Below are 24,177 nucleotides of genomic sequence, written 5' to 3'. Positions count from 1 at the left end.
TCGTACCGGCATGCATTACAAGGACGAAAGAATTATTGTCCCCGTCAATGACTGCCTCTTGTGCTCGCCGACGCTTCCGAAGGCTGACACCGTCCTATGCACCCTCTGAATATGCGACCGTCGAGAGCATAGCCATTCCAGGCTGACGCGAATCAAGACGTGCGTTGAATAATGATCGGCTCGGTCGATTCAATGAGAGAGGCATAGCTGGTATCACGGGGCACCGGGGCCGGATCTCTCAAGTCGTCGATCGCATATGAAGCTTTGACCCGACTTTGAGACGATACGGTCCGACTGGATTCCAGTCGTTGAAAAACAAGGTGATCGTTATGTCAGCTTCGCGATCGCCGGTATTGAGAAGACAAGCCGCTTCGTGCGATACGAGGTCATGCGCGTCACTAACGCTGCTGCTTGGAATGTGGCCCTCCAAAATTGCTGACTCTGCGGCCAAATGCCTTCATGTCACTTATCCGCTCTTATGAGTGCCAGACCCGACTCCGGGTCGGTGGCTTTATGCAGATGCGCTGGACTTTCTGTCAGAATAATCTCAAGGGTTGGCCGCACGTGACCCTTGCCCAGATGCCCCGCCATGGCGCTCCCGTCGCGCCTTCCCACCACAAGGTGAACGTGCAACGCCGGCTTCCCGGATGGTGAAGCTGCGACGTCGCCAATCATCGAGGCAACCTCGACTTGTTCGTTGATGGGATTGTCCAGGTACTTCTTCGTTTCCCAATCAAAATATTTCAGGACAACGTTGCTAAATGCGCCGATCGCAGTGAATTGAGCAGCGAAGATATGTTGATCGGCGACGAACGATTGCAACCGATCCATGGCCTCATCTCCGGCATCAAGAATAATCGCGAATATTCGTTGGCCGGCATTATCGTGCAGAAGCTTGTGCTGCATGGTATCCTCCTCGTGAATCTGCCGTGCTATTAAGCTCGCCACGCCGATTGAGTGTTTGTATGCGATCCGCGGTGCGGCACGCGATCGCCTGAATGGTGAGGGATGGATTGGCGCCACCGACGGTCGGGAATACGGAGCCATCGCAAATCCAGAGATTGGGAATATCCCAGCTGCGGCAATCGCCATCGACCACGCTGCATGACGGATCGCTTCCCATCCGCGCCGTCCCGTTGAGATGGCAGGTGTCGTCATCCTGCGTCCAGATGTTTCGGGCGTCCACCGCGCGTAGCGCCTCGGTCATGAATCTGAGCGAATGGTTGATGAGCCGCTTGTCGTTGTCGCACCAGGAATAAGTGATGCGCGGGATCCGCAGGCCATACTGATCGACCTCGTCGGCAAGGGTGACGCGATTGGACTCTTGCGGCAGCATCTCGCCGACGATCTTGAGACCGACGACGTGGTTATAGTTTTGCATCTCGGTCATCAGCCGCGAGCCCCAGAGGCCGTGCGCAGCCATCTGGGTATGGGCCCATAATTGCGGCAGAGGCCCCTGGCTCATGTAGCTGTAGCCACCGAAGAAGTCCTTGCCCTTGTCTTCGTAGTTCCAGTGCTCGGTGATGGCCAGCGAAGGCGGACCCTTGTACGAGCGGACCTCCTGATCCATCACGCCCCAAACGGCCTGGTTCGATTGCGCCATCAGGTTTTTCCCGACCAGCCCGGAACTGTTGGCCAGACCATCCGGAAACTTGCCGTTGGCCGAATTCAACAGCAGCCTTGGCGTCTCGATCGCGTAACCAGCCACGACGACATTGCGCGCGTTCTGGAAATGCCACGCACCCTCGCGATGATAATGCAGGCCGGTGACCAGCCCCGCGTGGTCGGTCTCGATCCTGCCGACCATCGCAAGATCCCGAATCTCCGCTCCGGCCGCGATCGCGCGCGGAATCCACGTCACCAGTGCGCTCTGCTTTGCGTTGGTCGAACAACCGGTGACGCAAAAGCCGCGGTATACGCAGGGATGCGCCAAGCCACGCGGCGAAGACAATGTCGCCAGCGGCGTTTCCGTCCAGGCAATGCCCATCGCCTCACAGCCCTTGGCGAGCGCCCGCGCGGGGGCGTTGAGCGGATGCGCACGACAGGGATAGCGCGGGCGATGCGGCCCCCAGGGATAACTAACGGGGCCTGCGATGTTCAGGGCCTGCTCAACCTCGGTGTAGTAGTTCCACATCTCGCGCCAATCGAGCGGCCAGTCCGCGCCATAACCCAGCAAGCTGCGCGACTTGAACCACTCGGGGCGGAAGCGCAGCGATACCATCGCGAAATGCACGGTCGAGCCGCCGACCGCCTTGCCGCTGTTGTTGCTGCCCATCTGCAATGGGTTCTCGCCGTCGACGATGCGGTCGTCGGTCCAGTACAGTTTGGTCTGTTCGCTTTCATCAGACGCGAAGTCTTCGAGCGGCCGGAAGTATGGACCAGCATCGAGCGCCACGACCGAAAATCCCTGCTCCGCCAGCCTGCACGCCAATGTGCCGCCGCCGGCTCCGGTCCCTACGATCGCGAAGTCGACCGTCTCGCTTTGCGCGTATTCCCGCATCGGCATCCATGCGCCGGGCCGAAAGACGTCCGGCGCCCGGCCGCGTCGCGCGCGTGGGTGCTCCATGGGATTATCCGACATTGCGATTGATCCCGAGAACCGAGGCGTCGTCGCCATTCGCGGCTTCGGCGGCCTCCCAGGGGTCGCGTTCGTTGAAATCGAGGCGGACATAACCACGCGGACTTGCGGGGCCGCCCCAGCCGATCTCGCTCCATGCAGTAGGGTGTGCGTAATAGGCGAGCACGATGTCGCGCGCCATACGCTTCTTGAAGAAGTCCTTCGATGTCATGCTGCCCCACGCTGGGGATTTCAGCTCTCCACGCTGCATGCGCGCCAGCAGCGCGTCCTGCAAACCAGTTGCGAGGCGTTGGAAATGTTCGCCATAGGCACCTATGGCTTCGGCATCGAGCGCCTGCAGGCCAAGCCGCCAGGCGTCGGGCTCCCGCGGCATCCCCGCCAGCCGATAGCCGTCGGATCTGCCGCTCGCCAATTTGTCGTCCACTAGCGACGCCACCGGAATTGGTGCGCGTACGGTGGGCTGCGGCACAATCCGGGACGCGATCGCAATGACCGTCCGGAATTCGTCGTCGCTGAAAAAGCGCGGCGGACCGCCGAGTGCCAGCCTGCGCGTCACGACGCGGCGGGTTTGTTCGTTCCACGACGGGCTCTGGCGCTTCGACAGGACGTCATAGCCGGGATAGCGGCTTGGGATATCGTCGACGGGATCATGCATCGGGATGATCCCTCATCAGGCCGAGCGCCGCAAGACCGGCGAGCGCAAGCCCCGCAAAGCTGGGCGGCGCCGGCAGCGGCGGCCCGTTGAGGATGTTCTGACTCCAGTTGCGCCAGCCGCCCATGTTTCGGGATACGCCGTAGGCGTGGAAACCAACGCCGGCCAAACCCATCGCGGCCAGGATGCGCATCCACCAGCGCGTGAAGCGGTGCTCACGTCCGGGTCCGCCTGCCGCGGCCGACGCAAGCATCGCCGCACCGACCGGTGGAAGCGTCACCGGAAGCATCATGAAGGGATTGTGAAATGCACCACGGAAGTGCAACAGCGCAGCTTCGCCGGTCGTGCCCAGCAGTCCGGCCCCGACGACCGCGGCCAGCGCACGGCCCGCCGGCAGGTCGAATATCTCGGGCCGCGTGCCCGGCTCGCTTTCGCGAACCCGTTCCGAGCAGAACCCGACAAGACCCGACAGCAGGATGGCCATCGGCGCGCCGAGCGGCGCGGCATAGAAGAAATTCTGCCAACTGAAGCCTCCGATCTTCTTGCCTACGTTGTAAATATGGAAACCGGTGCCGATCAGACCGGTGGCAGCCGCCAGCAGATAGGTCGTGTCGCGCAGTCGATGCGCCGCCGGTCGCATGTCGGCGGTGCCATGCAGGCTGACGCCGAGCGTCAGGGCGGAAACGATCAGGGGCATAAACATCGCCTTGTTCTTGAATGAGCCACGGTAGTGCTCGACGCCACTGTCGGCGAGCACGGAAGCCGCCAGCGTGCCGGCGGCGCGATTGAGACGCCGGGCCGCATGGACCGTCGCCGATTTCTTCGGTGAGCGAACAGGCCGGATCGCGACCGCGTATCGCCTCCGGCCGTCGCCGCTGCGAAGGGGCGTTCCTCCAAGCAGGGCGGCGCCCACCACCATGCCAGCCAGCGCCACACCGGCGCTTGCCAAGACATCGCTGTTGCTCGGTCGGATCATGCGCTTCCTATACGGCGTATCGAGCCGCGTCCCGGTGCTTGAAGCGGAGACCATTGCCGGGTCGCGAAGGATCAGGCCGAATTTCGCCATCGCTGGCGACGGGCGCGCCGTCAAACAGCATGTGTTCGATCCGGACGTGATCGTGAAACCATTCGAGGTGACGCAACCGCGGCGATGCGCAGGCCACGTGCAAATGCAGCGCCGGCGCGCAATGCCCCGACAGGTCGGTATGGAAGGCCTCGCAGAGCGCCGCGATCTGCAGAAAGGCGGTCACGCCGCCGCAACGGGTCACATCGGCCTGCTGCACATCGACCGCCTGCGCTTCCAGCATTCCGCGGACATAGTCGATCGTGTACGCGTACTCGCCCGCGGCGACTTCCATTCCAGCCGGAGCGCGCTGCCGCGTCGCGCGCAGTCCCGCCAGATCATCGGAACTGACGGGCTCTTCGAACCAGCCGATGCCCTGTCGGGAGAACTCATCGGCAAATTGGAGCGCCTGCCGGACGCGATAAGCGCCATTGGCATCGACGAACAATGTCGCGCGATCGCCGATCGCCTGTTTGGCGGTCTTTACCCGGCCGATATCCTTCTCCGGCTGCGAACCGACTTTCATCTTGACGAAGCTGCAACCGTCCCGCTCGACCCAACCGCCCAGCTGGGTTTCTAGTTCGCGGTCCGAATAGGTCGTGAAGCCGCCACTGCCATAGATCGGGACGCTGTCGCGGTAGCTACCCAGCATCTTGAATAAAGGTAGGCCGAGCAATCGCGCCTTCAGATCGTGGATAGCAGCGTCGACGGCGGAGATGGCGCTTGCGGCGAGGCCCTCCCGCCCGAGGTTGCGAACCGAACGCTGCATCTCAAGCCAAGCGGCCTGTGGGGAAAAAGCGTCCTTTCCCTTGACGACTGACGCCAGCCTGCCGCTGATCAATCCGACGATCGAAGTTCCGGAATAGGTGTAGCCCAACCCGGTCTCACCACCGGCGGAAACCTCGACGAGTACCAGTGTTGTCGAATTCCATGCAACCGTCCCGTCCGCTTCCGGCTTGTCGGTCGGAATCTCGAACGCTTGCGCGCGCACACCGTCGATCGAAACTCCGGCCGTCATCGTTAGCTCTTTCCGGGAAGAACACTCGTCAACAATTCCTTGGCGCTGTTGCGCAACACGCTGCCGAGCTCAGGTTCGGATGGAATCATGCTGACGAAATTCTTGGCGTCCTTCAGAGTGATGTGCGGCGGCAACGGCGGCACGTTGGGATCGGTATAAGCTTCCAGGATGACCGGCCGATCGTCGGCCAGCGCCTCGTCCCAGGCCGCGCCCACCCGATCTGGGTTGTCGACGAAAATGCCCTTGAGTCCGAGCAACTCGGCGTATTTGTGATAGGGAAAATCCGGAATGCTCTGGGTCGACTCGGTTTTGCCCGCGCCCAGTTGAATCCGCTCTTCCCACGTGACCTGATTGAGATCGCGGTTATTGAGAACGAGAACAATGAGGTGGGGGTTCGACCATTTCTTCCAGTATTTCGAAATGGTAATCATCACATTGAGGCCGTTCATCTGCATCGCCCCGTCGCCCATGCAGGCGATCACGGTGCGGTCGGGATAAGCCATCTTGCCGGCCAGCGCGTAGGGCGTACCCGCGCCCAGCGAGGCCAGTCCGCCTGACAGCGACGCCTTCATGCCGCGCCGCATCTTTAGGTCGCGCGCATACCAATTTGCGACCGATCCTGAGTCAGCGGTGATAATGGCGTTGTCAGGCAGCCGGGGGGACAACTCCCAGAATACCCGCTGCGGATTGAGCGGTTCAGCCGAATCCATTGCGCGTTCCTCCAGCGTCTGCCACCAGCGACGGAGGCCGTCCTCGATGCCGCGGCGCCAGGCCGATTCCTTCTTCTGGGTGAGCATCGGCAGCAGCGCGCGCAGGGTGGTGGCGCTGTCGCCGACCATATTCACTTCCATGGGATAGCGCAGGCTCAGCCGACTGCCGTCGATATCGATCTGTACGCCGCGCGCCTTGCCCGGCTGGGGGAGGAATTCGCTGTACGGGAACGCGGAGCCGATCATTAAGAAAGTGTCGCAGCCTTTCATGAGGTCCCAGCTTGGCTTGGTGCCGAGCAAGCCGAGTGACCCCGTCACGAAAGGCAGATCGTCCGGCAGCGCGGCCTTGCCGAGCAGCGCCTTGGCGACGCCGGCCTGCAGTCGCTCGGCCACCGCAATGAGTTCGTCGGTCGCCTCAAGCGCGCCCGCCCCAACCAGCATGGCAACCTTGTTGCCGGTGTTCAAAACGTCGGCGGCTGCGCGAAGCAGGCTTTCCTCCGGCAGCTTCGCCGGTCCTGCGTAGCCGACACCGGTATGCGTCGCGCCGTGCGCCACCGGCGGATCCTTGTAATTGAGTTCCTGCAGGTCGTTGGGCAGGATGACGCAGGTGACCGCTTTCTTGTTGTGCGCGATACGCACCGCGCGGTCGATCAGATGCCGGACCTGCTCCGGCACGCTCGCCTGTTCGACGTATTCGGCGACGTCCTGAAACAGGTTTTGCAGATCGACTTCCTGCTGATAGCTGGCGCCAAGCCCGCTTCTGGCCTGTTGGCCGACCAGCGCCACAACCGGCACGTGGTCCATTTTGGCATCATAAAGCCCGTTCAAGAGATGGATCGCGCCGGGCCCCGAGGTCGCGTAACACAGGCCCACCTGCCCGGTGAACTTCGCATGTGCCGACGCCATGAAGGCCGCCATTTCCTCGTGACGGACCTGCACGTATTCCATCTTGTCCTTCGCCGCTTCCAGCGCGACGTCGAGACCGCCGACGCCATCTCCCGGATAACCGTAAACCCGCCGCAGTCCCCATTCGGATAATCGCTGCCAAACAAACTCGCTGACGTTCATGCGTTTTCTCCACGAGGCGCGGAATTATCGCGTCCGAATCCATACAAACCTTGATGCACTGCCAACGTTGCCCGGAATGAAACGTTGCAATCATGAACGGATTTTCACCGAGCCGATCGCTCGGCGGTCGCCAGCCCGCAGCGGACGACCCGACCATCCGCGACAGTCAGACAATGTAGTAAGGAACGAACGTAAGGTGCGCGCCTTGGTGCGCGTGCTTTCCGCTTGGCTGCACGTCACCTCACTCGCGCTGATCGGGCTTGGATTCGGCTGCGCCATCGTGATTGCTGCCGATGAGGGGCAATATCCACGGCGGATGTGGATCATGAATGTGGTCTGGCCACTTACTGATGCGTCACCTGGCGTGGCGCAGGGCATCTGGGCCCGCCATAAAGGCCGACACGCTTTCCCTCACCGCGTCGCAGGTCGACATGACGGCTTCATGGCCGTCGCACATTTCTGGATATTCATCACCTGCTCGGCTTCAACTAAAGGCTGATACGCCCGAGTTCTGGTCGACAATGCAGGTCGCAATGATCTTCGGATTTCTGACGAGCTACCCGGTTAATTGGTGGCTGCTGCGGACCGGTCTGAAGGAAAAGATGTGAGCGTTGCCGGGATCCCGCGCCTCGGGTCAGGTCGATCTTTTCGCTCAATTGGAACTCTGCGGCATAAAGTCCGTTGGGACTCGGCCGATTGTTCCCGTGCCGGACGGGCTCTTGCCGGAGTTCGAGCGTAGGTCGCGGAAGGCGCGTTCGCAGGGTCGCCACTGTCAGAGACGGATGCATGCAGATCTTCCGTCCCGGAACCGACACGATCGCCACGCTGTTGCTGGCCTCTCTGGGAGTTTTGCCGGTGTTAGCGGTTGGACTGGGCTACCAGATCGTGCGTTCACCGCACATCACGGATCAGAACGTCACCCGCGACCAACCCGTGCCGTTCAGCCACGAACATCACGTCGGCGGGTTGGGCCTCGATTGCCGGTATTGCCACACATCGGTCGAGAAGGCGCGTTTCGCCGGCCTGCCCCCGACGGAAACCTGCATGACCTGCCATTCCCAAATCTGGACCAACGCCGAGATGCTGGCGCCGGTGCGCGAGAGCCTTGCCGAAAACAAGCCGATCCACTGGCAGCGCGTCAACGAGCTGCCCGATTACGTCTATTTCGATCATTCGATCCATACCGCCAAAGGCGTCGGCTGCACCACCTGTCACGGCCCGATCGATCACATGAAGCTGACCCGGCAGGCCGCGCCGTTGACCATGCAGTGGTGTCTCGACTGTCATCGCGATCCGGCCAGCGCGCTCCGGCCGCCCGAGGCCGTTTTCGATCCCGACTGGAAGCCGGAAGGCGACCGCGACAAGTCCGGACGGCAGTTGATGGCGGCGTATCATATTCGGATCGATCACCTGACGGATTGCTCGATATGCCACCGGTGAACGAACTGCCCGTCAAGGGATCAGGATTCTTTGTCCGCCGCCCTGCGGCGCTGAACCGCCGTCAGGCGCTGAACCTGCTGGCATCGGGAATTGCAAGCGGGCTTGCCGGCTGCAGCAAACCAGCGGAAGAGATCATCCCTTACGTGAAAATGCCAGAACGCGTGGTCCCCGGCGAAACGCTGAAATTCGCGACCACATTGTCGCTCTCCGGATTCGGCCGAGGCGTGATCGTCACGTCGATCGACGGCCGCCCCATCAAGGTGGACGGTAATCCGCGGCATCCGGCCAGCCTGGGCGCCACCGACGTATTCGCCGAAGCCACGGTGCTGTCGCTTTACGATCCTGATCGCTCACGTGCCATTCTCCAGAATGGCGAGATTGCCTCATCTGAAGCATTCCGGCAGGCGCTGCAAGCGCAACTGCAGCGCGCGCAGCAGCGCAACGGCGAGGGTCTTCGGTTGCTAACGGGCCGTGTCACCTCTCCGACCTTATTGCGCCAGATAGACGATCTGATGCAACGCTTTCCGAAAGCCAGTTGGCACGCTTACGAGCCAATCGACGAGGACAACGCGGAAGCCGGCGCGGTGCTGGCGTTTGGAAGAACGCTCCGGTTTGTTCCGCAACTCGATAAGGCGCGCGTGGTGCTGGCGCTAGACGCCGACCCGTTGGGCCACGGTCCAGACCAACTCAGAAATGCCCGTGGCTTCGCTGCGCGCCGCCGTCCGCAGGACGACGGCTTTTCGCGCATCTACTGCGTGGAAGCAGCGCCGACGTTGACCGGTGCCAGCGCAGACCATCGGATCGCCCTTCGGCCCGAATTAATGACCGAAGTGGCGATCGCGCTCGCCCGCGCGATGGGCGCCGAGCTTCGCGAGGCATCGCTTCCGGATCAGGCGATGCGCGTCGCAAAGCAAGCGGCCGCCGACTTGTCGGCGAACCGCGGCGGAGCCGTCGTGCTGGCGGGCCCGGCGCTTCCTTCCGAGACGCATGCGTTGGTGCATTGGATCAACGCCCAGTTGGAAGCGCCAATCGATGTGGTCGAAATCGAAAAAACGCCCGGCGGACGTAGCGCCGGCACGCTGGCTCAATTGACCCATGATCTCGATGCCGGCGCCGTCGATCAACTCGTGATGATCGGCGTAAATCCCGGCTATGACGCGGCCGCCGACCTGGAATTTGCCGAGCGCGCGGCCAAAGCGGCCTTCCGAGTGCACTTGGGATGCTATGCGGACGAAACCGCAGCTCTCGCGACATGGCACATCCCACAAGCCCATGAACTTGAAGGCTGGTCCGATTTGCGCGCCACTGACGGAACCGCAAGTCTCGTTCAGCCGCTGATTCGGCCGTTGTTCCGGAGCTGGACCGGCCACCAATTGCTGGCCCTGCTTACAGGTCGCGACGACGCCGCGCCCTACGCCCTGGTGCGCGAGACGTGGCGCTCGCAAGGGGGAAACGATTTCGAGGCATGGTGGACCCGCGGGCTGCATGACGGCGTCATTGCCGCTGCCGCCACGGCCGTCGCGGTCGGCAAGCCCGCGCTTGCCGCTCCTGCTCCACCAGCTGCCCCTGGCACAGGCATGACGCTGGTTTTGCGGCCCGATCCCAGCCTGTGGGACGGTTCGTTCGCCAATAATGCCTGGCTGCAGGAATGCCCGAAGCCGCTGACCAAGCAGGTGTGGGGCAATGCGCTGGCACTCAACCCGAAGGACGCCGGAACACACGGCATTAAGACCGGCGATGTCGTCACATTGTCGTCAGACGGACGGCAACTCGAGGCCGCTGTCATCGTTGAGCCTGGCGTCGCCGAAGGTGTCATGAGTCTCACGATTGGGCTCGGGCGGCGCAAGGCCGGAGCGATCGGCAACGGCATCGGCGTCAACGCCTTTGCCTTGCGGATAACCGCGCATCCCTGGGCCATACCCGGTGTGACGATCGACAAGACCGGCCGACAGGAGGAAATTCTCACCACGCAGAATGTGGTCCGCGCCGCCACGGATGTCCGCGAGCTCTATCCCCTGCGCGACCTTGCCGACACCGCCAAGCCGCAACGGCATGTCGGGCAGGAGAAGCCAAGTCTGCTGCCCGAGCGGCCCAAGCCAGACGATGGGCATGCCTGGGCGATGGTGATCGATGCGGCGGTGTGCATCGGCTGCAACGCCTGCGTCGTTGCCTGCCAGGCCGAGAACAATGTCGCAGTGGTCGGGCCGGAGGAGGTCGCGCGCGGCCGTGACATGCACTGGCTGCGCGTCGATGTTTACGACCATGGGACGGAGACAAATCCGCAGTTCGGATTCCAGCCGGTGCCCTGCATGCACTGCGAGCACGCCCCCTGCGAACCGGTCTGCCCGGTGGCCGCGTCAGTTCACGACGGCGAAGGTCTCAACCTGCAGGTTTACAACCGTTGCGTCGGCACGCGTTTCTGCGAGGCGAATTGTCCCTACAAGGTGCGCCGTTTCAACTTCTTCGGGTACGCGGACGGCCAGGAATACGCCAATCTCGGTTTCGAGGGATACCGCGCGCAGAGAAATCCCGAGGTCACGGTGCGCGCTCGCGGCGTCATGGAGAAATGCACTTACTGCGTCCAACGCATCAGCGCCGCGCGTCGCGCCGCCGAACGCGACGACCGTCCGATCGGCGCGGACGAAGTCAGGACCGCCTGCCAGAGCGCCTGTCCCACCGGCGCGATCAGCTTCGGCGACCTCCACCGAAAGGATTCCATCGTCAACCAGCAGCGAGCCGACCCGCGTCACTACGCGCTGCTCGAGCATCTCGGGACGCGCCCGCGCACGACTTATCTCGCGGACGTCCGCAATCCCGCGCCGGGCTTCGACGAGGGCGGCACATGAGCGCGGTGCTCGAACAACAGCTGCCGCCGCCGCATCGCTGGATCGCCGCGCAGCAGGTCAGTGACGTCGAAATCACCCAGGCCGTCGCCGATCCGCTATTTCAACCCGCCGGCAGGACGTGGTGGCTCGCTTTGCTTGCGAGCCTGCCTTTCGTGCTGTGGTTCTTCGGGTCGATCGGCTGGCTGTTCGACCAGGGAATTGGGATTTGGGGCATCAACTCCACCATCGTTTGGGGCGTCGCCATCGCAAACTACGTCTGGTGGATCGGCATCGGCAACGCCGGCACGCTGATCTCGGCCATGCTGCTGCTGACGCGGCAGCAGTGGCGCGGGTCGATTAACAGGTTCGCGGAAGCGATGACACTGTTCGCGGTCGCGATCGCCGGCATCATGCCGATCATCCATCTCGGCCGACCGATCTACGCCTATTGGCTTGCCCCCTACCCCAACACGATGGCGCTCTGGCCACAGTGGCGAAGCGCGCTGGTGTGGGATTTCTGGGCGATCGTCAGCTATCTCCTGTTTTCGATCCTGTTCTGGTACGTCAGCCTGATCCCCGATCTTGCTACCATGCGCGACCGCACGCGGACGCGCGCCGGACAACTACTCTATGGCGCGTTTGCGCTGGGTTGGCGCGGATCGGCCGGTCATTGGCGCAAGCTGCAGACGCTGCATACCACGATGGCCGCGCTCGGCGTTCCCCTCGTTTGCTCGGTGCACTCGATCGTCGGGCTGGATTTTGCCGCGAGCCTGATGCCGGGCTGGCAGGAAGGCATCTTCCCGCCCTATTTCGTGGTCGGCGCGATGTATTCCGGCTTCGCCATGGTGGTCGTGCTCGCGCTGGCGTTTCGCTGGGGCCTCGATCTGCAGGCCATCATCACGCGACGGCATTTCGACGTCATGGGCAAGATCCTGCTGATGGCTTCGATCGTGATGGGTTATTCCTACGCCACCGAATGGTTCATGGGCTGGTATGGCGGCGAACACAGCGACCGCAGCCTCGTGGCGTTCGAATTCACCGGCACTTACGCGCCGTTGTTCTGGGCGCTGTTGTTCTGCAACGTGCTGCTGCCGCAAGCGCTGTGGTTTCCCGCGGTCCGCAGGTCGCTGCCTGCGCTGTTCGCGGTCGCCATCGGCATCAACATCGGAATGTGGCTGGAGCGTATCCTGATCATCTGGAACACACTCTCGCATGATTACATGCCGAGCCTGTGGCGTTCCTTCCATTTCACTTTCTGGGACTGGTCGTTCCTGATCGCACCGCTCGGCCTTTTCGCCTTCCTGTTCCTGCTCTTCGTGCGCCTTGTCCCGGTGGTTTCAATGTTCGACATGCGCGAACTCGCGCATCGGGAGGGCGCGGCATGACAGGTCCGCTGCTGGCAGAATTCCGCGATCCCGAAACGTTGTCTCGCGCGCTGACGCAGCTGAAGCAGGCACGCTTCCGCGCGCTGGATGCATTTACCCCCTACCCGGTCGAGGGCCTCGCCGAGGAACTGGCCGTCGGCACATCCTCCATTCGTCCGGTGATGCTGGCGGGTGGCCTGACGGTTGCCGCCTTTGCTTTCGCGCTTCAGTGGTACAGCGCCGTGATCAATTACCCGATCAACAGCGGTGGCCGGCCGCTGAATTCGTGGCAGGTGTTCTGGCTGGTGCCTTTTGAAGTGGGTGTGTTTGCCGCGGCCCTGTGCGGCGTCATAGTCTTGTTCTGGTCTTGCGGCCTGCCGCGGCTGCATCATCCGTTGTTCGAAATTCCCGGCTTCGAACGCGCGACGCAGGACCGGTTTTTTCTGCTCGCGGCCCCCGAGGCCGACGACGAGCCCACGCTCAACCTCCGCCATCTGCTGGAGGCCGCGGGCGCGGTCGTGGTGACGGAGGTCCATCAGCCATGATGCGCGCATGGCTTAGCATTTCGACTGCGCTGCTGCTGGCGGGCTGCAACGATATCTCGATGACGCAGCAAAAGCGCTACGACACTTACGCGCCGGCCGCATTGTTTCCCGACGGTACGGAGGCGCAAGCGTTGCCGGCAGGCGTCGTGGCCCAAGGCGATCTCAGTCGCGCCGAGGAAATTGCGACGCCGCCGAAGGTCGATGCGTCCCTGCTCGCGCGCGGCCAGGAACGCTACGACATCTATTGTTCGCCGTGTCACGGGCTGTCCGGAGACGGAGACGGCATGATTGTGCGCCGCGGTTTTCCTGCCCCGCCGTCCTACCACTCCGCCCGGCTGCGGGCCGCGCCGGCGCAGCATTTTTTCGACGTGATCAGTCATGGCTATGGCGTGATGTACGCCTACGGCGCGCGGGTCGAGCCGCGCGACCGCTGGGCGATCGTAGCCTATATTCGGGCGCTACAGGAATCCCGGACCGCCAGGCTTGCCGGAGAGCCGGAGCTCAAGGACAAGCTGCCATGACCGCCGCAGCCAACACGCTGGTGAAGCGCGCGCTCGCTGACCGGCCGCTTGCCGTCGGCATTGCCGTGCTGCTCGCAGCCACGGGACTGCTCGCGGTGCTTGGATGGTTCAAACCGTTCGAGCCGCTGCTGCGCGGCTGGCTGGTGGCGTTTGCCATCGCCGGTTCGGTTCCGGTCGGCAGCTTGATTTGGCTGATGATCCATCGCCTGACCGGAGGCGAATGGGGCGTCGCCGTCGCGCCGGTGCTGCGTTCCGCCGCCGCGATCACGCCATTCCTGATCGCCGGCTTCTTGCCGATCCTGATTGGCCTGCGTTTGATCTATCCGTGGGCCGCCGATCCGACCGCAGTTCCAGTAGACGTCGCCGGCTGGTATCTCAACGCCATATCCTTTTCGCTGCGCGGCCTGATCGCGCTTGCCGGTTGGTCGGTTCTTGCGGTCGCGTTTACGGCCGGCCTGGGCAGCCGTTTGCTGGCCGGCCTCGGGCTGGCGCTCTTCGGCCTGAGCATCAGCCTTGTCGCGGTCGACTGGTATCTGTCGCTGGAGCCGCACTACGTTGCTACGGCCTTCGCCGCCATGATCGCCATCCAGCAGCTATTGATGGCGCTCGCGGTCACCGCGCTGATTGGGCCCCCAACGATCCAGGGCAAGGTGGCAGGCGATCTTGGCGCACTGTTGATCGCTACCCTGCTTGGCGTGGTCTATCTCGAATTCATGACCTTCGTCGTCGGCTGGTATGGCGATCTGCCCGACAAGGCGGCGTGGTTTTTGAAGCGCTCGAACCACGGCTGGATATCGGTCTTGATCACGGCGCTGGCGGTAGGCGCGCTGCTGCCATTCGCGATGCTGCTGGTGCAGCGTATCCGCCAAAGCCGCCAGGGATTGCGCATCGCCGCCGCAATGATCCTGTTCGGCACGGTGCTGCATTTCGTCTGGCTGCTGGTTCCGGCGTTCGACGATCCGCTCTCCGTCATGGCCGCCGCGTGCGCCGGCATCGCCGTTCTGCTGCTGGCTTCGTATCTGACCTTCCCTGCCCTCGTTCGGTTGTTGGAGGCCGGGGATGCCGAATGATGAAATGGGCGCGCGAAGCATCCCGCAATCCCCGGACGTGGCGAGCGGCGTTGTCGTGATCGCGGTTGCCGGATTTTTGTCCTTCGTCGCCCTGACTATGACGGGCTTGTTTTTCTACCTGAGAGCCGGCGCGCCGGGCGCTTTCAGGCCGGCGGCCGAACGCGCCTTTCCCGCGCCGGCGTTGCAAATAAAGCCGCAGGACGATCTGAAACGATTTGAACTTGAACAGCGCAAGGCGCTTTCTGGTTACGCTTGGGTCGACCGTTCCAAGGGCATCGCGCGCATGCCGATCGCAGAGGCCATGAGGATTGTCGCAGCGCGCGGCGACCACGCCTATGACCCGCTCGAACCGCCGCCGGCCGAGCCCGCCGCCAACGGTCAAGCCGGAGCCCGGCCGTGAGGGTCACTATTTTCATCATTCTCCTGGCGCTGTGGCCGGCGATGGCGCTGGCAGGGTTGACCGAAGCGCAGATCAAGCAGGTGACGCTGTCGCCGCCTCCGGACGCCCGGGTGCCGACCTCTCTGGTGTTTAAGGATCTTGGCGGACGCGACGTCTCGCTCGGCGATGCTATCGCCGGCCGCCCGACGCTGCTGCTGCCAGCGGACTTTACCTGCACGCAGCTCTGCGGACCGGCGCTGTCGATCGCCGCAAGCGCGCTGGGGGAAACCGGACTCCGGGCCGGTCGCGACTACAGCCTTTTGGTGGTCGGCATCGATGCCAGGGACAGCATCGACGACGCTCGCCGTTTCAGCTCGGGCCAGGTCGGCGGGCCGGGCGTCTCCGTGCTGACGGGCACCAACGAAGCGATCGATTCCCTGATGAATTCGATCGGCTACCGCTTCCAGCGCGATCCTAGCAATGACGCCATCGCCCATCCCGCCGCCTTCGTCACGCTTGCGGCAGACGGCCGGGTGTCGCGTGTCCTGTCCAGCCTGGCGCTGCAGCCGACGGATTTGCGGCTGGCGCTGCTGGAAGCCGGCGGCGGCAAGATAGGGGGCCTTGCCGGCCGGATTGCGCTGCTGTGCTACGGTTTTGACGCGGTCCACGGCATTTACACCCGCCAGATCGCAACATTGCTCCAGATCGGCGGCGCACTGACCGTAGCGATCCTGATTTCCGCGCTCGGCTTGATGCTGTGGCGATCCGCCAGGCGCGGGCCCTCGGCATGAACCCGGTGTTCAGCCTTCCCGAAGCCAGCACCCACGCCGTGCGCGTCGATCACATCTTCTATGGTCTGCTCGTGCTGACTGGCCTGACCATGCTCGCGGTATTCGTTCTCATCGTCGTGCTGGCGGTCCGATACCGGCGCGGATCCAGCGCCGAACGTGGACCGTTGCCTGAAATCGTCAGCCGCGAATTCGAGATCGGCTGGACCTCCGCCACGCTGCTCCTGTTCGTATTCCTGTTCTGGTGGGCGGCGTCCGCCGATCTCTCCGGCCTCTCGGCGCCCGCGAATGCACTCGAAATACATGTCGTCGCCAAACAATGGATGTGGAAGACCCAGCATTCCAATGGCGCACGCGAGATCAACGCGCTGCATGTGCCCGTGGACCAGCCGGTGCGGCTGGTGATGACTTCGCAGGACGTCATTCACTCGTTCTTCGTTCCGGCTTTCCGCGTCAAGGAGGATGTGCTACCGGGCCGCAATACCGAAATCTGGTTTCGGGCCACCCAGACCGGCGTCTTTCCGCTGCTTTGCGCCGAATATTGCGGCACCGATCATTCCATGATGCGCGGCCGGATCGTGGTGATGCGCCAGGAAGACTACGCCAGTTGGCTCGACAGGCAGCCCGAGGGCGACGACCTCGCCCATGAAGGGGCCAGACTGTTTGTCGCGCAGGGCTGCTCGGGCTGTCACGCCGATTCCTCCAGCGTACATGCGCCCAAACTCGCCGGGCTCTATGGCACCACGGTCCCGCTTTCCGACGGGCGCCGGGTGAAGGCTGACGACGGCTACATCAGGGATTCCATTCTGCAGCCCAAGCGCGACGTTGTGGCCGGTTACGAGCCGATCATGCCGGCCTATGCGGGCTTGCTCGATGATGGCGAAGTGCAGGGCCTGACCGCCTATATCCGTTCCCTGGCGTTGCCGAGCCGAAGCCAAACCGATGGAGCAGCGAAGTGACGGATGCCTTGCTGACAGGCGACCTGCCGCTGCCACCACGCCCTGACTATCTGAGCCACGGCATTACGCTGAAGTCGTGGCTGATCACGACCGACCACAAGCGCATTGCGATCCTGTATGCGATCACGATCTCGATTTTCTTCTTCATGGGTGGCATCGCGATCACGCTGGTGCGGCTGGAGCTTTTCACGCCGAACGGCTGGCTGCTGACTTCCGACACCTACAACAAACTGTTTTCGTTTCACGGCATCGTCATGGTGTGGTTCTTCCTGGTGCCGTCGATCCCGAACACGCTGGGCAACTTCCTGTTGCCGCTGATGATCGGTGCGCCCGACGTCGCGTTCCCCCGGCTCAATCTGTTCAGCTGGTATCTGACCATCGCGGCCGGCGCGCTGACGGTCTACGCATTGATCGCCGGCGGCGTCGATACCGGCTGGACCTTCTACACGCCCTACTCGACCATGTTTTCGAACAGCCACGTGTTCGCCGCGGCGTCGGGGGTCTTTGTCGTCGGCTTCGCCAGCATTGCGACCGGGGTCAACTTCATCGCGACGACGCATATGCTGCGCGCGCCCGGAATGACCTGGTTCCGTCTGCCGCTGTTCGTGTGGGCAATCTACGCCACCTCCATCGTCATGGTGCTCGCCACGCCGGTGCTGGCGATTTCTCTGCTGCTGGTGATCGCTGAAAGATGGCTGGGACTGCCGATTTTCAATCCGGCCAATGGCGGCGACCCGATCCTGTTCCAGCACCTGTTCTGGTTTTACTCGCATCCCGCGGTCTACATCATGGTGTTGCCGGCGATGGGCGTGGTTTCCGAGATCATCCCCTGCTTCGCGCGCCGTCGCATCTTTGGCTATGATTTCATGGTCTATGCGATGCTCGTGATTGCCGGAATTGGTTTCTTCGTGTGGGGACACCACATGTTCGTGTCCGGCCAGTCGCCTTACGCCAACCTGATCTTTTCCTTTCTCTCCTTCATCATCGCGGTGCCGTCGGCCATCAAGGTGTTCAACTGGACGGCCTCGCTGTACCGCGGCCAGATCAGTTTTGAGGCGCCGATGCTGTATGCGCTCGGCTTCGTCGGATTGTTCACGACCGGCGGGCTGTCGGGCCTTTTCCTCGCCTCAATTCCGGTCGACATCCACGTCACCGATACCTACTTCGTTGTCGCGCACTTTCACTACATCATGGTCGGCGGATCGGTGTCGGCCTTCTTTGCCGGCCTGCATTTCTGGTGGCCCAAGATCACTGGCAAGATGTATCCGGAATCATGGTCCCGGTTTGCCGCGATCCTGATGTACGCCGGATTCAACATGACCTTTCTGCCGCAGTTTTTTGCCGGCTATCTCGGCATGCCCAGGCGCTATCACACTTATCCGCCCGAATTCCAGATCTACAACGTGATGTCGTCGTCGGGCGCGGCCATCCTGGCCGTCGCCTATCTTCTGCCGCTCGGCTATCTCGCGTGGTCGCTCTACTACGGCGAACGCGCCGGCAAAAATCCCTGGGGGGCGACCGGTCTCGAATGGACCACATTCTCGCCTCCGCCCCCGAGAAACTTCGACTGGCAGCCTCGCGTCGACCGCGGCCCGTACGATTATCACGCCGAGGGACAATCGGCCGGCCTCGATCCACCGGAGGTCCAGAACGCGCGGGAAGTCCCATGACCGACACATCCGGACTGCTTCGAGAACCCTGGGAAAATTTCGAACGGCAGCGTGGCGCCGGCAAGTTCGGGATATGGGTGTTTCTCGCCAGCGAAGTGCTGTTCTTCGGCGCACTGATGCTGACCTACACGGTTTGCCGGATCGATCATCCCGAGGCCTTTGCCGCCGCCGGGCGCGCGACCAACATCTGGTATGGCACCATCAACACCGCGATCCTGCTGACCAGCAGCCTCACCATGGCGGTGGCTTCGCAGGCCGCGACCGTCGGCCGCGTGTTTCGCCGCCTCGTCATATGGTGCCTCGCCGCAACCGCGTCACTCGGGATAGCCTTCCTGGTCGTGAAGGCGTTCGAGTACAAGGAGGACATCGAGAAACATCTGGTGCCCGGCGCGGGCTTTGCCGTTCATGACGCCGGCGCACAGTTGTTTTTCGGACTCTATTGGCTCATTACCGGCGTACATGCAATACATCTGACCATCGGCATCGTCCTGGTCACGCGGCTGGCGCTGCTGGGCTATCTCGAAAAGCTTCAGATCGGCGAAAATCCGGAGATCGAGGTCACCGCGCTTTATTGGCACCTCGTCGACGTGATCTGGATTTTTCTGTATCCGCTGATCTATCTGCCGGGACGCGCGTCATGAGCGGAGCGAACGCCGCACCTCGCGTCAGCGCCCGGCAACTCTGGCTCCGCAACGGCATGATCTGGGCTGTGCTCCTGTCTCTGCTCCTGCTCAGCCTGGGGCTTTCTTACGTACCGATGGGACGGATGACGACGGTCGCTGGGATCGTGATCGCGTTCGTAAAATCCGGTCTCGTCATCCTGCTGTTCATGGAACTGGCGAAATCGAAGCCGCTGGTCCGCCTGACGGCCTTCGCCGGCGTGGTGTTTCTGGCCGCTCTGTTTGCGCTCACCTTGGCCGATATATTGACGCGGATGACCACTACCTAATAGGCGTTCAGTCGGCCCGCGCCGCGAGCGACGACGCGCCTTGCGGACGTCGGCTTCGCTCACCGGCGGCGCTTTCTTCCCGTAGACGTCGCGGACATAGGTGGCGACCGCAGCGACCTGCGCGTCGTCTGCCAGCCGAATGCCGGCATTGCCGGTCCGGTCGGCTCGCGATCGGTTGCTCTGCACACCTTGCAGGATCACGGATTGCGGGGCGGTCTCATATCACAACTTTGACGCCTTGAAACCCGGTTCGAAGCCACGATCAAAAATACAGTTCTTCCGGCGACTATCGCTATCGAATCGAACAATCGGATGCACAGGAGTGCTGTGGCGTCCCAGAGAGAATGGGAGTCAACCCGCGATTTCGATCATCCCGCTCGAACAGCTGAGACTAATCCCGCGGTTGATCCCTCCAGAGGTTCAGTCAGAGCCGGGTTCGATTCCGATCTGCGCGATTGTGAAGTCCGGAATGACATCGGCGTGCCCGCTGCGGGAAGCCTGCTATTTTATTTTTGTTGGCGAATGCCGTGCGTCATCCTGCTGGTATTTGTGCTGGTATCAGCAGCAATCGACGATAAAACTGATTTCAAATTCAAGTGGTTACGGTAGTAAGCGATTGCCGGCCAGGGGCCACCACGCTGAAAATATCAATCAATAACTTATACGATTGTTTCGTTTCCAGATTTTCGGGAAAATTTTCACGGTGCATTGAAAACACGCGTAAAAGTTCGCTCCAGCCGTCCGTTTTGTTGGCATTTTTTGTTGGTATGGGGAGCAAATGTTCACGGCGAATTTCCGCTATTCCGAACGAAAGAATTGATAGATGGCTCGCAAGAACCATGGCGCGAGTGCCAAGCCCAAGGCAGCGACGGCGGGCTCGATTTCGGATCCCTGAACCGAGGCATTCACGCTCGGTGTGATCTACCTAGCCGGGCTTTCAGCTTGCTCGTTGGAGTCTAGTTCGTCCGTTCATCACACGTTAGAGCGATGGCAAACGATCTTATCACGGGAGCGGCCAGCAGGACGATCGGCAGCATCGTGATCCAAGCGATCAACCAAGACGCCAGCCAATTCCAAAAGAAGTTTCCGGTCGCGAGAGACGGAAGGCTCGCGATACCAGCGGCGATCAAGCATGTCAGCCTGGACTGGATGAACGCGAAAACGAAATGGCTGAAGCGCCGTGGAATGCCGAGCATGACATGACCTCTACCGGAATACATGCAAAGGCCACGCCCAAAGAGCAGACGAGATGGCGGTTTAATCGGTGGCGAAGCGGAACCTTGCAACAAGGGCCGACGCGAGGGCCAGAACGACGCCGACCCCGGCAACGCAGGCGAGCCATCCAAAATGGTCGAACAATTGGCCAAGCACCGCGCTGCCGACGAGGCCACCAAAGAAATAACAAGCAAGGTAGGTGCCGCTGGCAACCCCGCGGTTTGTTCGCGCCGCCCGCCCGACAAAGCTGGTGGCGCAGGCCTGCGCAAAGAAGGTGCCGACCCCGACCAGCACCATCCCGGCGAGGACGTCCGCAAGGTGCGATGAGAGCATAAGTGGCAGTCCTAATGCCGCGATCGCAAGACCGCCCCATAGCGACAGTCGCATCCCCAACATGTCGACCACCTTGCCGGCCAGCAACGTGGTGACGATCGAGGGGAGGAATACGAAATAGACAAAGCCCACGCCCATCATACCGAGCGACAGCGGTGCACCGACGAGAACGAAGTTCACGTAGGTGAAGGTGCCGATGAAGGCAAACAGGATACAGAAACCGACGCCAAAGGCGGCTCGCAGCGCTGGATCACGCCAATGTTCTATCATTGCCGAAAGCGGTGATTGCGCCGGGTCGGTTGAATGCATGGGCTGGACACGCTTGATGGTGAAATAAACCAGCAAGGCCCCTGCGACATTGAGCAAGGCAAAGAAATAGAAATTCGTCGCCAGGCCGAGATTGTCGGCTACGGTCGCCGAGATGAGACGCCCTATCAAATTGCTTGCTACGTTCCCGGTGATGTAGGCGGCGAAGGCGCCTCCGGCATCCATCGCGCTGCACTGCTCGCCCAGATAGGCGAGCGTAAGCGTAAAGGCTGAAGCCATGCAGAGGCCCTGCAGGATACGAAGCATCGTGAAGACAGTCAGATTGGGCGCTATCGCAAGCAGGCTTGTTGGGATTGCGAGCAGAAGAAGGCTTGCCAGAATGCCCATCTTGCGGTCGATGTGCGGGCTGAAGGATCCGACAACCAGTCCTGCGATTGCCATGCCGATCGTGCTGGCGTTGACCGCGAAGCCCATCGCTCCCGGCGTCACGCCATAGTGCCGCGCCAAGGATGGCAGGATGGCTTGAGTTGCGAATAAATCGACGACGGTCAGGAACGCGGTGAGGCCGATGACCACCGATCGCAACACCACGCCGGGTGAATGATCACCTGCCTGCATCGCTTCCATCGTCGCTTCCGCCGGCATATCGGTCATGGCAGCAAATCCTGTGATCGCGATTGGGGGGATGTGACGCCCGGGCGTGCGGGGCTGGACACGGGATCCCGGGTCGTCACATCCGGTAACGAGGCATTCGGGCGCAGCACTCGTTACATGTTGTGGTCGGTTGGATCCTTGCGGACGTCGCCGACGTAGAGAATGACGGTTTCCTTGCCGAGGTTCTTCCACCAATGCGACGTGCCGTAGATCTCGCGCCGCAAGTCACCCGCCTTGTGCACGATCGGATCGACGCAGTTGCTGGCGTATTCCACGATCTCGCCCTGCTGGACAAAGATCAGCGCGGGCCGATCGTCATGGCTGTGCCAGGGCACGATGCCGCCGGGCTCGATGGTCAATTTGCGGAAGCGCAGCTCGCGGCCTTCAATATGCGCGGGCTGTTTGCCGAGATCGATGGAGCCGAGCGTGACGTCGGTGACGCCGACCGGCTTGTAGTCCACCATCTGACGGGCATTGGGCTTCATCTTGTCCGCGGGACATTCACCTGCGAGAGCGGCGGATGCTGTTGCGAGCGAGACGGCAATGGCGCTGGCCGCTCCGAGAACCTTGCAGATCTTGCGCGTGGTTACGAGGTCATCGAACATGTCATTATCTCCTTGGTTTGATGTCGCGGCCCCGGAAAAAGCGGCCGGCTGTGTCATCAGCATCGCGCAAACTCCTGGCCTCGGGAAATGCCGGTTGGCTGTTGAGTCGATAGCGGCGGGCTATGCGAGCTCAGGAATGGCCCAGCATGTGCTTGATGTCGGAAGCGTAGGTCGGATAGGCGTAGATGTGCTCGCGAAGTTCGCTTGCGCGGATGCCAAACTTCATCGCCAGGCTGAAGATATTGACAAGCTCGTGACCGGCATGGCCCACAAAGTGGGCGCCGAGAATCCGGTCGCTTCCACGATCGACAATGATCTTCGACCAGGCGACTGTCTCGGCATAGGTCCGCGCCGAAAACCAGTCGCGCATGTCGTTGACGTGGGTGGCGACCGGGAGGCCCTTCGCTTTCGCAGCGGTTTCGGTCAGACCTGCAGCGGCCAGAGCGGGAACCGTATAGACCGCGGTTGCGATGCTGGCATAGTCGGGACTGTGCTTCGGCCCATCGACGATATTGCGACCGACGAGATCGCCTTCGTAGGTCGCGATGGGCGAGAGTTGGGGCGACGACGGAACGGCATCGCCGCATACATAGACGCGCGAATTGGAGGTTGAGCGCAGATGCCCATCGATGGCGATGCGGCCATTGTCGTGATCAACTTGGCCCGCGGCGAGACCGAGCGCATTGACATCGGCAATGCGACCGGCGCCATTGACCACCCAGTCAGCTTCGACGGCCTTTTCGAGATCCTCGTGAGTAAAGATGACGCGGAACCGTCCGCCGGCGGCCTCGATGCGCTCGATCTTGACACCTGTCCTGATCTGCAGCCCGATCCGTTCGCTCTCCGCCTGCAGCGCAGCGACCGCATCGGTATCCATTGCGGGCAAGAGTTGCGGGAGCGCTTCCAATATCGTGACCGAGCTGCCGGCGCGTGCGTAGACATGGCCGAACTCCAGCGAGATCACGCCACCTCCGATAAAGACCACGGATTCTGGACGCCTGCTTTCGCCCAGCATGTCGTCCGAGGTGACCATCTGCTCGGCGCCAGGAATCGGCAGCGGCCGCGGCTTTGATCCTGCGGCGACCACGATGTGGCCGGCATGAAGCGTGCGACCACCGACTCGAACACTGTCCGGTCCGGCGAAGGTACCGTGTCCCTTGATCACCTCGACGTTGCGGCGCGCCATGGCGCGCGCGAGGTTTTCCGGGATGTTCTCGATCATCTGCTTTTCGCGCGCGATCAGGGCGGCCCAGTCCAGCTTTGCCTTGCCGACGTCAATCCGGTGCTGCGTAGCCAGAGTGATGTCGTGGAGTGCTTGTCCGGCCGCGACCAGCACCTTCTTTGGGGTGCAACCCCGATTGGGACATGTGCCGCCGAGATCGCGCGCTTCGATCATCGCAACCGACAGTCCCGCGCGCCGGGCCGGACCGGTCACGCCGATGCCGGCATTGCCGCCGCCGATGATCACGACGTCGAATTTCTCATTGCTCATCGGCCCCTCTCG

General features: G+C 62.2%; 24 protein-coding genes and 1 pseudogene. 13 read left to right on the top strand and 12 right to left on the bottom strand.

What is annotated here, in order from left to right; translation table 11 throughout:
• Nucleotides 1-152 precede the first annotated feature (152 nt).
• From ACVW1C_RS24610 to ACVW1C_RS24580, 7 genes and pseudogenes are all read right to left on the bottom strand, one after another.
• Nucleotides 153-430 (bottom strand): annotated as a pseudogene (locus tag ACVW1C_RS24610) (sensory rhodopsin transducer).
• A 32-nt stretch (nt 431-462) separates the two neighbouring features.
• Nucleotides 463-906, bottom strand: a complete 444-nt coding sequence (locus tag ACVW1C_RS24605) for a PPC domain-containing DNA-binding protein (protein ID WP_456760614.1) — start codon at nt 904-906, stop codon at nt 463-465.
• Nucleotides 881-2,581 (bottom strand): GMC family oxidoreductase, encoded by a 1,701-nt coding sequence (locus tag ACVW1C_RS24600; protein WP_456760613.1) that lies wholly within the window; start codon nt 2,579-2,581, stop codon nt 881-883. Before ACVW1C_RS24600 ends, ACVW1C_RS24605 begins: the two co-directional genes overlap by 26 nt.
• Nucleotides 2,571-3,233 (bottom strand): gluconate 2-dehydrogenase subunit 3 family protein, encoded by a 663-nt coding sequence (locus ACVW1C_RS24595; protein WP_456760612.1) that lies wholly within the window; start codon nt 3,231-3,233, stop codon nt 2,571-2,573. Before ACVW1C_RS24595 ends, ACVW1C_RS24600 begins: the two co-directional genes overlap by 11 nt.
• On the bottom strand, nt 3,226-4,296 hold the full coding sequence (locus ACVW1C_RS24590; protein WP_456760611.1) for a hypothetical protein: 1,071 nt from the start codon (nt 4,294-4,296) through the stop codon (nt 3,226-3,228). The genes ACVW1C_RS24595 and ACVW1C_RS24590 overlap by 8 nt, the downstream gene beginning before the upstream one ends.
• Nucleotides 4,214-5,311 (bottom strand): enolase C-terminal domain-like protein, encoded by a 1,098-nt coding sequence (locus ACVW1C_RS24585; RefSeq protein WP_456760610.1) that lies wholly within the window; start codon nt 5,309-5,311, stop codon nt 4,214-4,216. Before ACVW1C_RS24585 ends, ACVW1C_RS24590 begins: the two co-directional genes overlap by 83 nt.
• A 2-nt stretch (nt 5,312-5,313) precedes the next feature.
• Complete coding sequence (locus ACVW1C_RS24580) at nt 5,314-7,089, bottom strand: thiamine pyrophosphate-requiring protein (RefSeq protein WP_456760609.1); 1,776 nt, start codon at nt 7,087-7,089, stop codon at nt 5,314-5,316.
• A 329-nt stretch (nt 7,090-7,418) separates the two neighbouring features.
• Between ACVW1C_RS24580 and ACVW1C_RS24575 the strand changes: the two genes are divergently transcribed.
• The 13 genes from ACVW1C_RS24575 (at nt 7,419) to ACVW1C_RS24515 (ending at nt 19,599) form a co-directional block, all read left to right on the top strand.
• On the top strand, nt 7,419-7,697 hold the full coding sequence (locus tag ACVW1C_RS24575; RefSeq protein ID WP_456760608.1) for a DUF4396 domain-containing protein: 279 nt from the start codon (nt 7,419-7,421) through the stop codon (nt 7,695-7,697).
• 178 nt (nt 7,698-7,875) lie between these two features.
• The gene (locus tag ACVW1C_RS24570; protein ID WP_456760607.1) at nt 7,876-8,529 is read left to right on the top strand and encodes a cytochrome c3 family protein; all 654 of its coding nucleotides are present in this window, start codon (nt 7,876-7,878) and stop codon (nt 8,527-8,529) included.
• Nucleotides 8,517-11,375, top strand: coding sequence for a 4Fe-4S dicluster domain-containing protein (locus ACVW1C_RS24565; RefSeq protein WP_456760606.1), 2,859 nt, complete (start codon nt 8,517-8,519; stop codon nt 11,373-11,375). Before ACVW1C_RS24570 ends, ACVW1C_RS24565 begins: the two co-directional genes overlap by 13 nt.
• Entirely contained in the window at nt 11,372-12,739 is a 1,368-nt protein-coding gene (nrfD, locus tag ACVW1C_RS24560; protein ID WP_456760605.1) for an NrfD/PsrC family molybdoenzyme membrane anchor subunit, read from the top strand. The genes ACVW1C_RS24565 and nrfD overlap by 4 nt, the downstream gene beginning before the upstream one ends.
• A complete protein-coding gene (locus ACVW1C_RS24555) occupies nt 12,736-13,263 on the top strand; it encodes a DUF3341 domain-containing protein (protein WP_456760604.1) in 528 nt (175 codons plus the stop codon). The genes nrfD and ACVW1C_RS24555 overlap by 4 nt, the downstream gene beginning before the upstream one ends.
• Nucleotides 13,263-13,784 (top strand): c-type cytochrome, encoded by a 522-nt coding sequence (locus ACVW1C_RS24550; protein ID WP_456760603.1) that lies wholly within the window; start codon nt 13,263-13,265, stop codon nt 13,782-13,784. Before ACVW1C_RS24555 ends, ACVW1C_RS24550 begins: the two co-directional genes overlap by 1 nt.
• Complete coding sequence (locus tag ACVW1C_RS24545; protein ID WP_456760602.1) at nt 13,781-14,854, top strand: hypothetical protein; 1,074 nt, start codon at nt 13,781-13,783, stop codon at nt 14,852-14,854. The genes ACVW1C_RS24550 and ACVW1C_RS24545 overlap by 4 nt, the downstream gene beginning before the upstream one ends.
• Nucleotides 14,844-15,254: a hypothetical protein gene (locus ACVW1C_RS24540; protein WP_456760601.1), complete on the top strand. Its 411-nt coding sequence runs from the start codon at nt 14,844-14,846 to the stop codon at nt 15,252-15,254. Before ACVW1C_RS24545 ends, ACVW1C_RS24540 begins: the two co-directional genes overlap by 11 nt.
• Nucleotides 15,251-16,024 (top strand): SCO family protein, encoded by a 774-nt coding sequence (locus ACVW1C_RS24535; protein ID WP_456760600.1) that lies wholly within the window; start codon nt 15,251-15,253, stop codon nt 16,022-16,024. The genes ACVW1C_RS24540 and ACVW1C_RS24535 overlap by 4 nt, the downstream gene beginning before the upstream one ends.
• The gene (coxB, locus tag ACVW1C_RS24530; protein WP_456763161.1) at nt 16,021-16,980 is read left to right on the top strand and encodes a cytochrome c oxidase subunit II; all 960 of its coding nucleotides are present in this window, start codon (nt 16,021-16,023) and stop codon (nt 16,978-16,980) included. Before ACVW1C_RS24535 ends, coxB begins: the two co-directional genes overlap by 4 nt.
• On the top strand, nt 16,977-18,650 hold the full coding sequence (locus tag ACVW1C_RS24525; protein ID WP_456760599.1) for a cytochrome c oxidase subunit I: 1,674 nt from the start codon (nt 16,977-16,979) through the stop codon (nt 18,648-18,650). The genes coxB and ACVW1C_RS24525 overlap by 4 nt, the downstream gene beginning before the upstream one ends.
• The gene (locus tag ACVW1C_RS24520) at nt 18,647-19,291 is read left to right on the top strand and encodes a cytochrome c oxidase subunit 3 family protein (protein WP_456760598.1); all 645 of its coding nucleotides are present in this window, start codon (nt 18,647-18,649) and stop codon (nt 19,289-19,291) included. Before ACVW1C_RS24525 ends, ACVW1C_RS24520 begins: the two co-directional genes overlap by 4 nt.
• Nucleotides 19,288-19,599 (top strand): cytochrome C oxidase subunit IV family protein, encoded by a 312-nt coding sequence (locus tag ACVW1C_RS24515; protein WP_456760597.1) that lies wholly within the window; start codon nt 19,288-19,290, stop codon nt 19,597-19,599. The genes ACVW1C_RS24520 and ACVW1C_RS24515 overlap by 4 nt, the downstream gene beginning before the upstream one ends.
• A 592-nt stretch (nt 19,600-20,191) precedes the next feature.
• On the opposite strand, the gene ACVW1C_RS24510 is transcribed toward ACVW1C_RS24515, so the two are convergent.
• The 5 genes from ACVW1C_RS24510 to ACVW1C_RS24490 all read right to left on the bottom strand — a co-directional run bounded on the left by ACVW1C_RS24510 (nt 20,192) and on the right by ACVW1C_RS24490 (nt 24,165).
• Nucleotides 20,192-20,440: a hypothetical protein gene (locus tag ACVW1C_RS24510; protein ID WP_456760596.1), complete on the bottom strand. Its 249-nt coding sequence runs from the start codon at nt 20,438-20,440 to the stop codon at nt 20,192-20,194.
• A gap of 115 nt (nt 20,441-20,555) precedes the next feature.
• The gene (locus ACVW1C_RS24505) at nt 20,556-20,795 is read right to left on the bottom strand and encodes a DUF2798 domain-containing protein (protein WP_456760595.1); all 240 of its coding nucleotides are present in this window, start codon (nt 20,793-20,795) and stop codon (nt 20,556-20,558) included.
• A 61-nt stretch (nt 20,796-20,856) separates the two neighbouring features.
• Nucleotides 20,857-22,068 (bottom strand): MFS transporter, encoded by a 1,212-nt coding sequence (locus ACVW1C_RS24500; RefSeq protein WP_456760594.1) that lies wholly within the window; start codon nt 22,066-22,068, stop codon nt 20,857-20,859.
• A 113-nt stretch (nt 22,069-22,181) separates the two neighbouring features.
• A complete protein-coding gene (locus tag ACVW1C_RS24495; protein WP_456760593.1) occupies nt 22,182-22,673 on the bottom strand; it encodes a cupin domain-containing protein in 492 nt (163 codons plus the stop codon).
• A gap of 130 nt (nt 22,674-22,803) precedes the next feature.
• Nucleotides 22,804-24,165 (bottom strand): dihydrolipoyl dehydrogenase family protein, encoded by a 1,362-nt coding sequence (locus tag ACVW1C_RS24490; protein ID WP_456760592.1) that lies wholly within the window; start codon nt 24,163-24,165, stop codon nt 22,804-22,806.
• Nucleotides 24,166-24,177 lie beyond the last annotated feature (12 nt).

It is taken from the genome of Bradyrhizobium sp. USDA 4011 (genome assembly GCF_054063415.1).
Note: the sequence above shows the minus strand (reverse complement) of the source record. Positions and strands in the feature narration are given on the sequence as shown.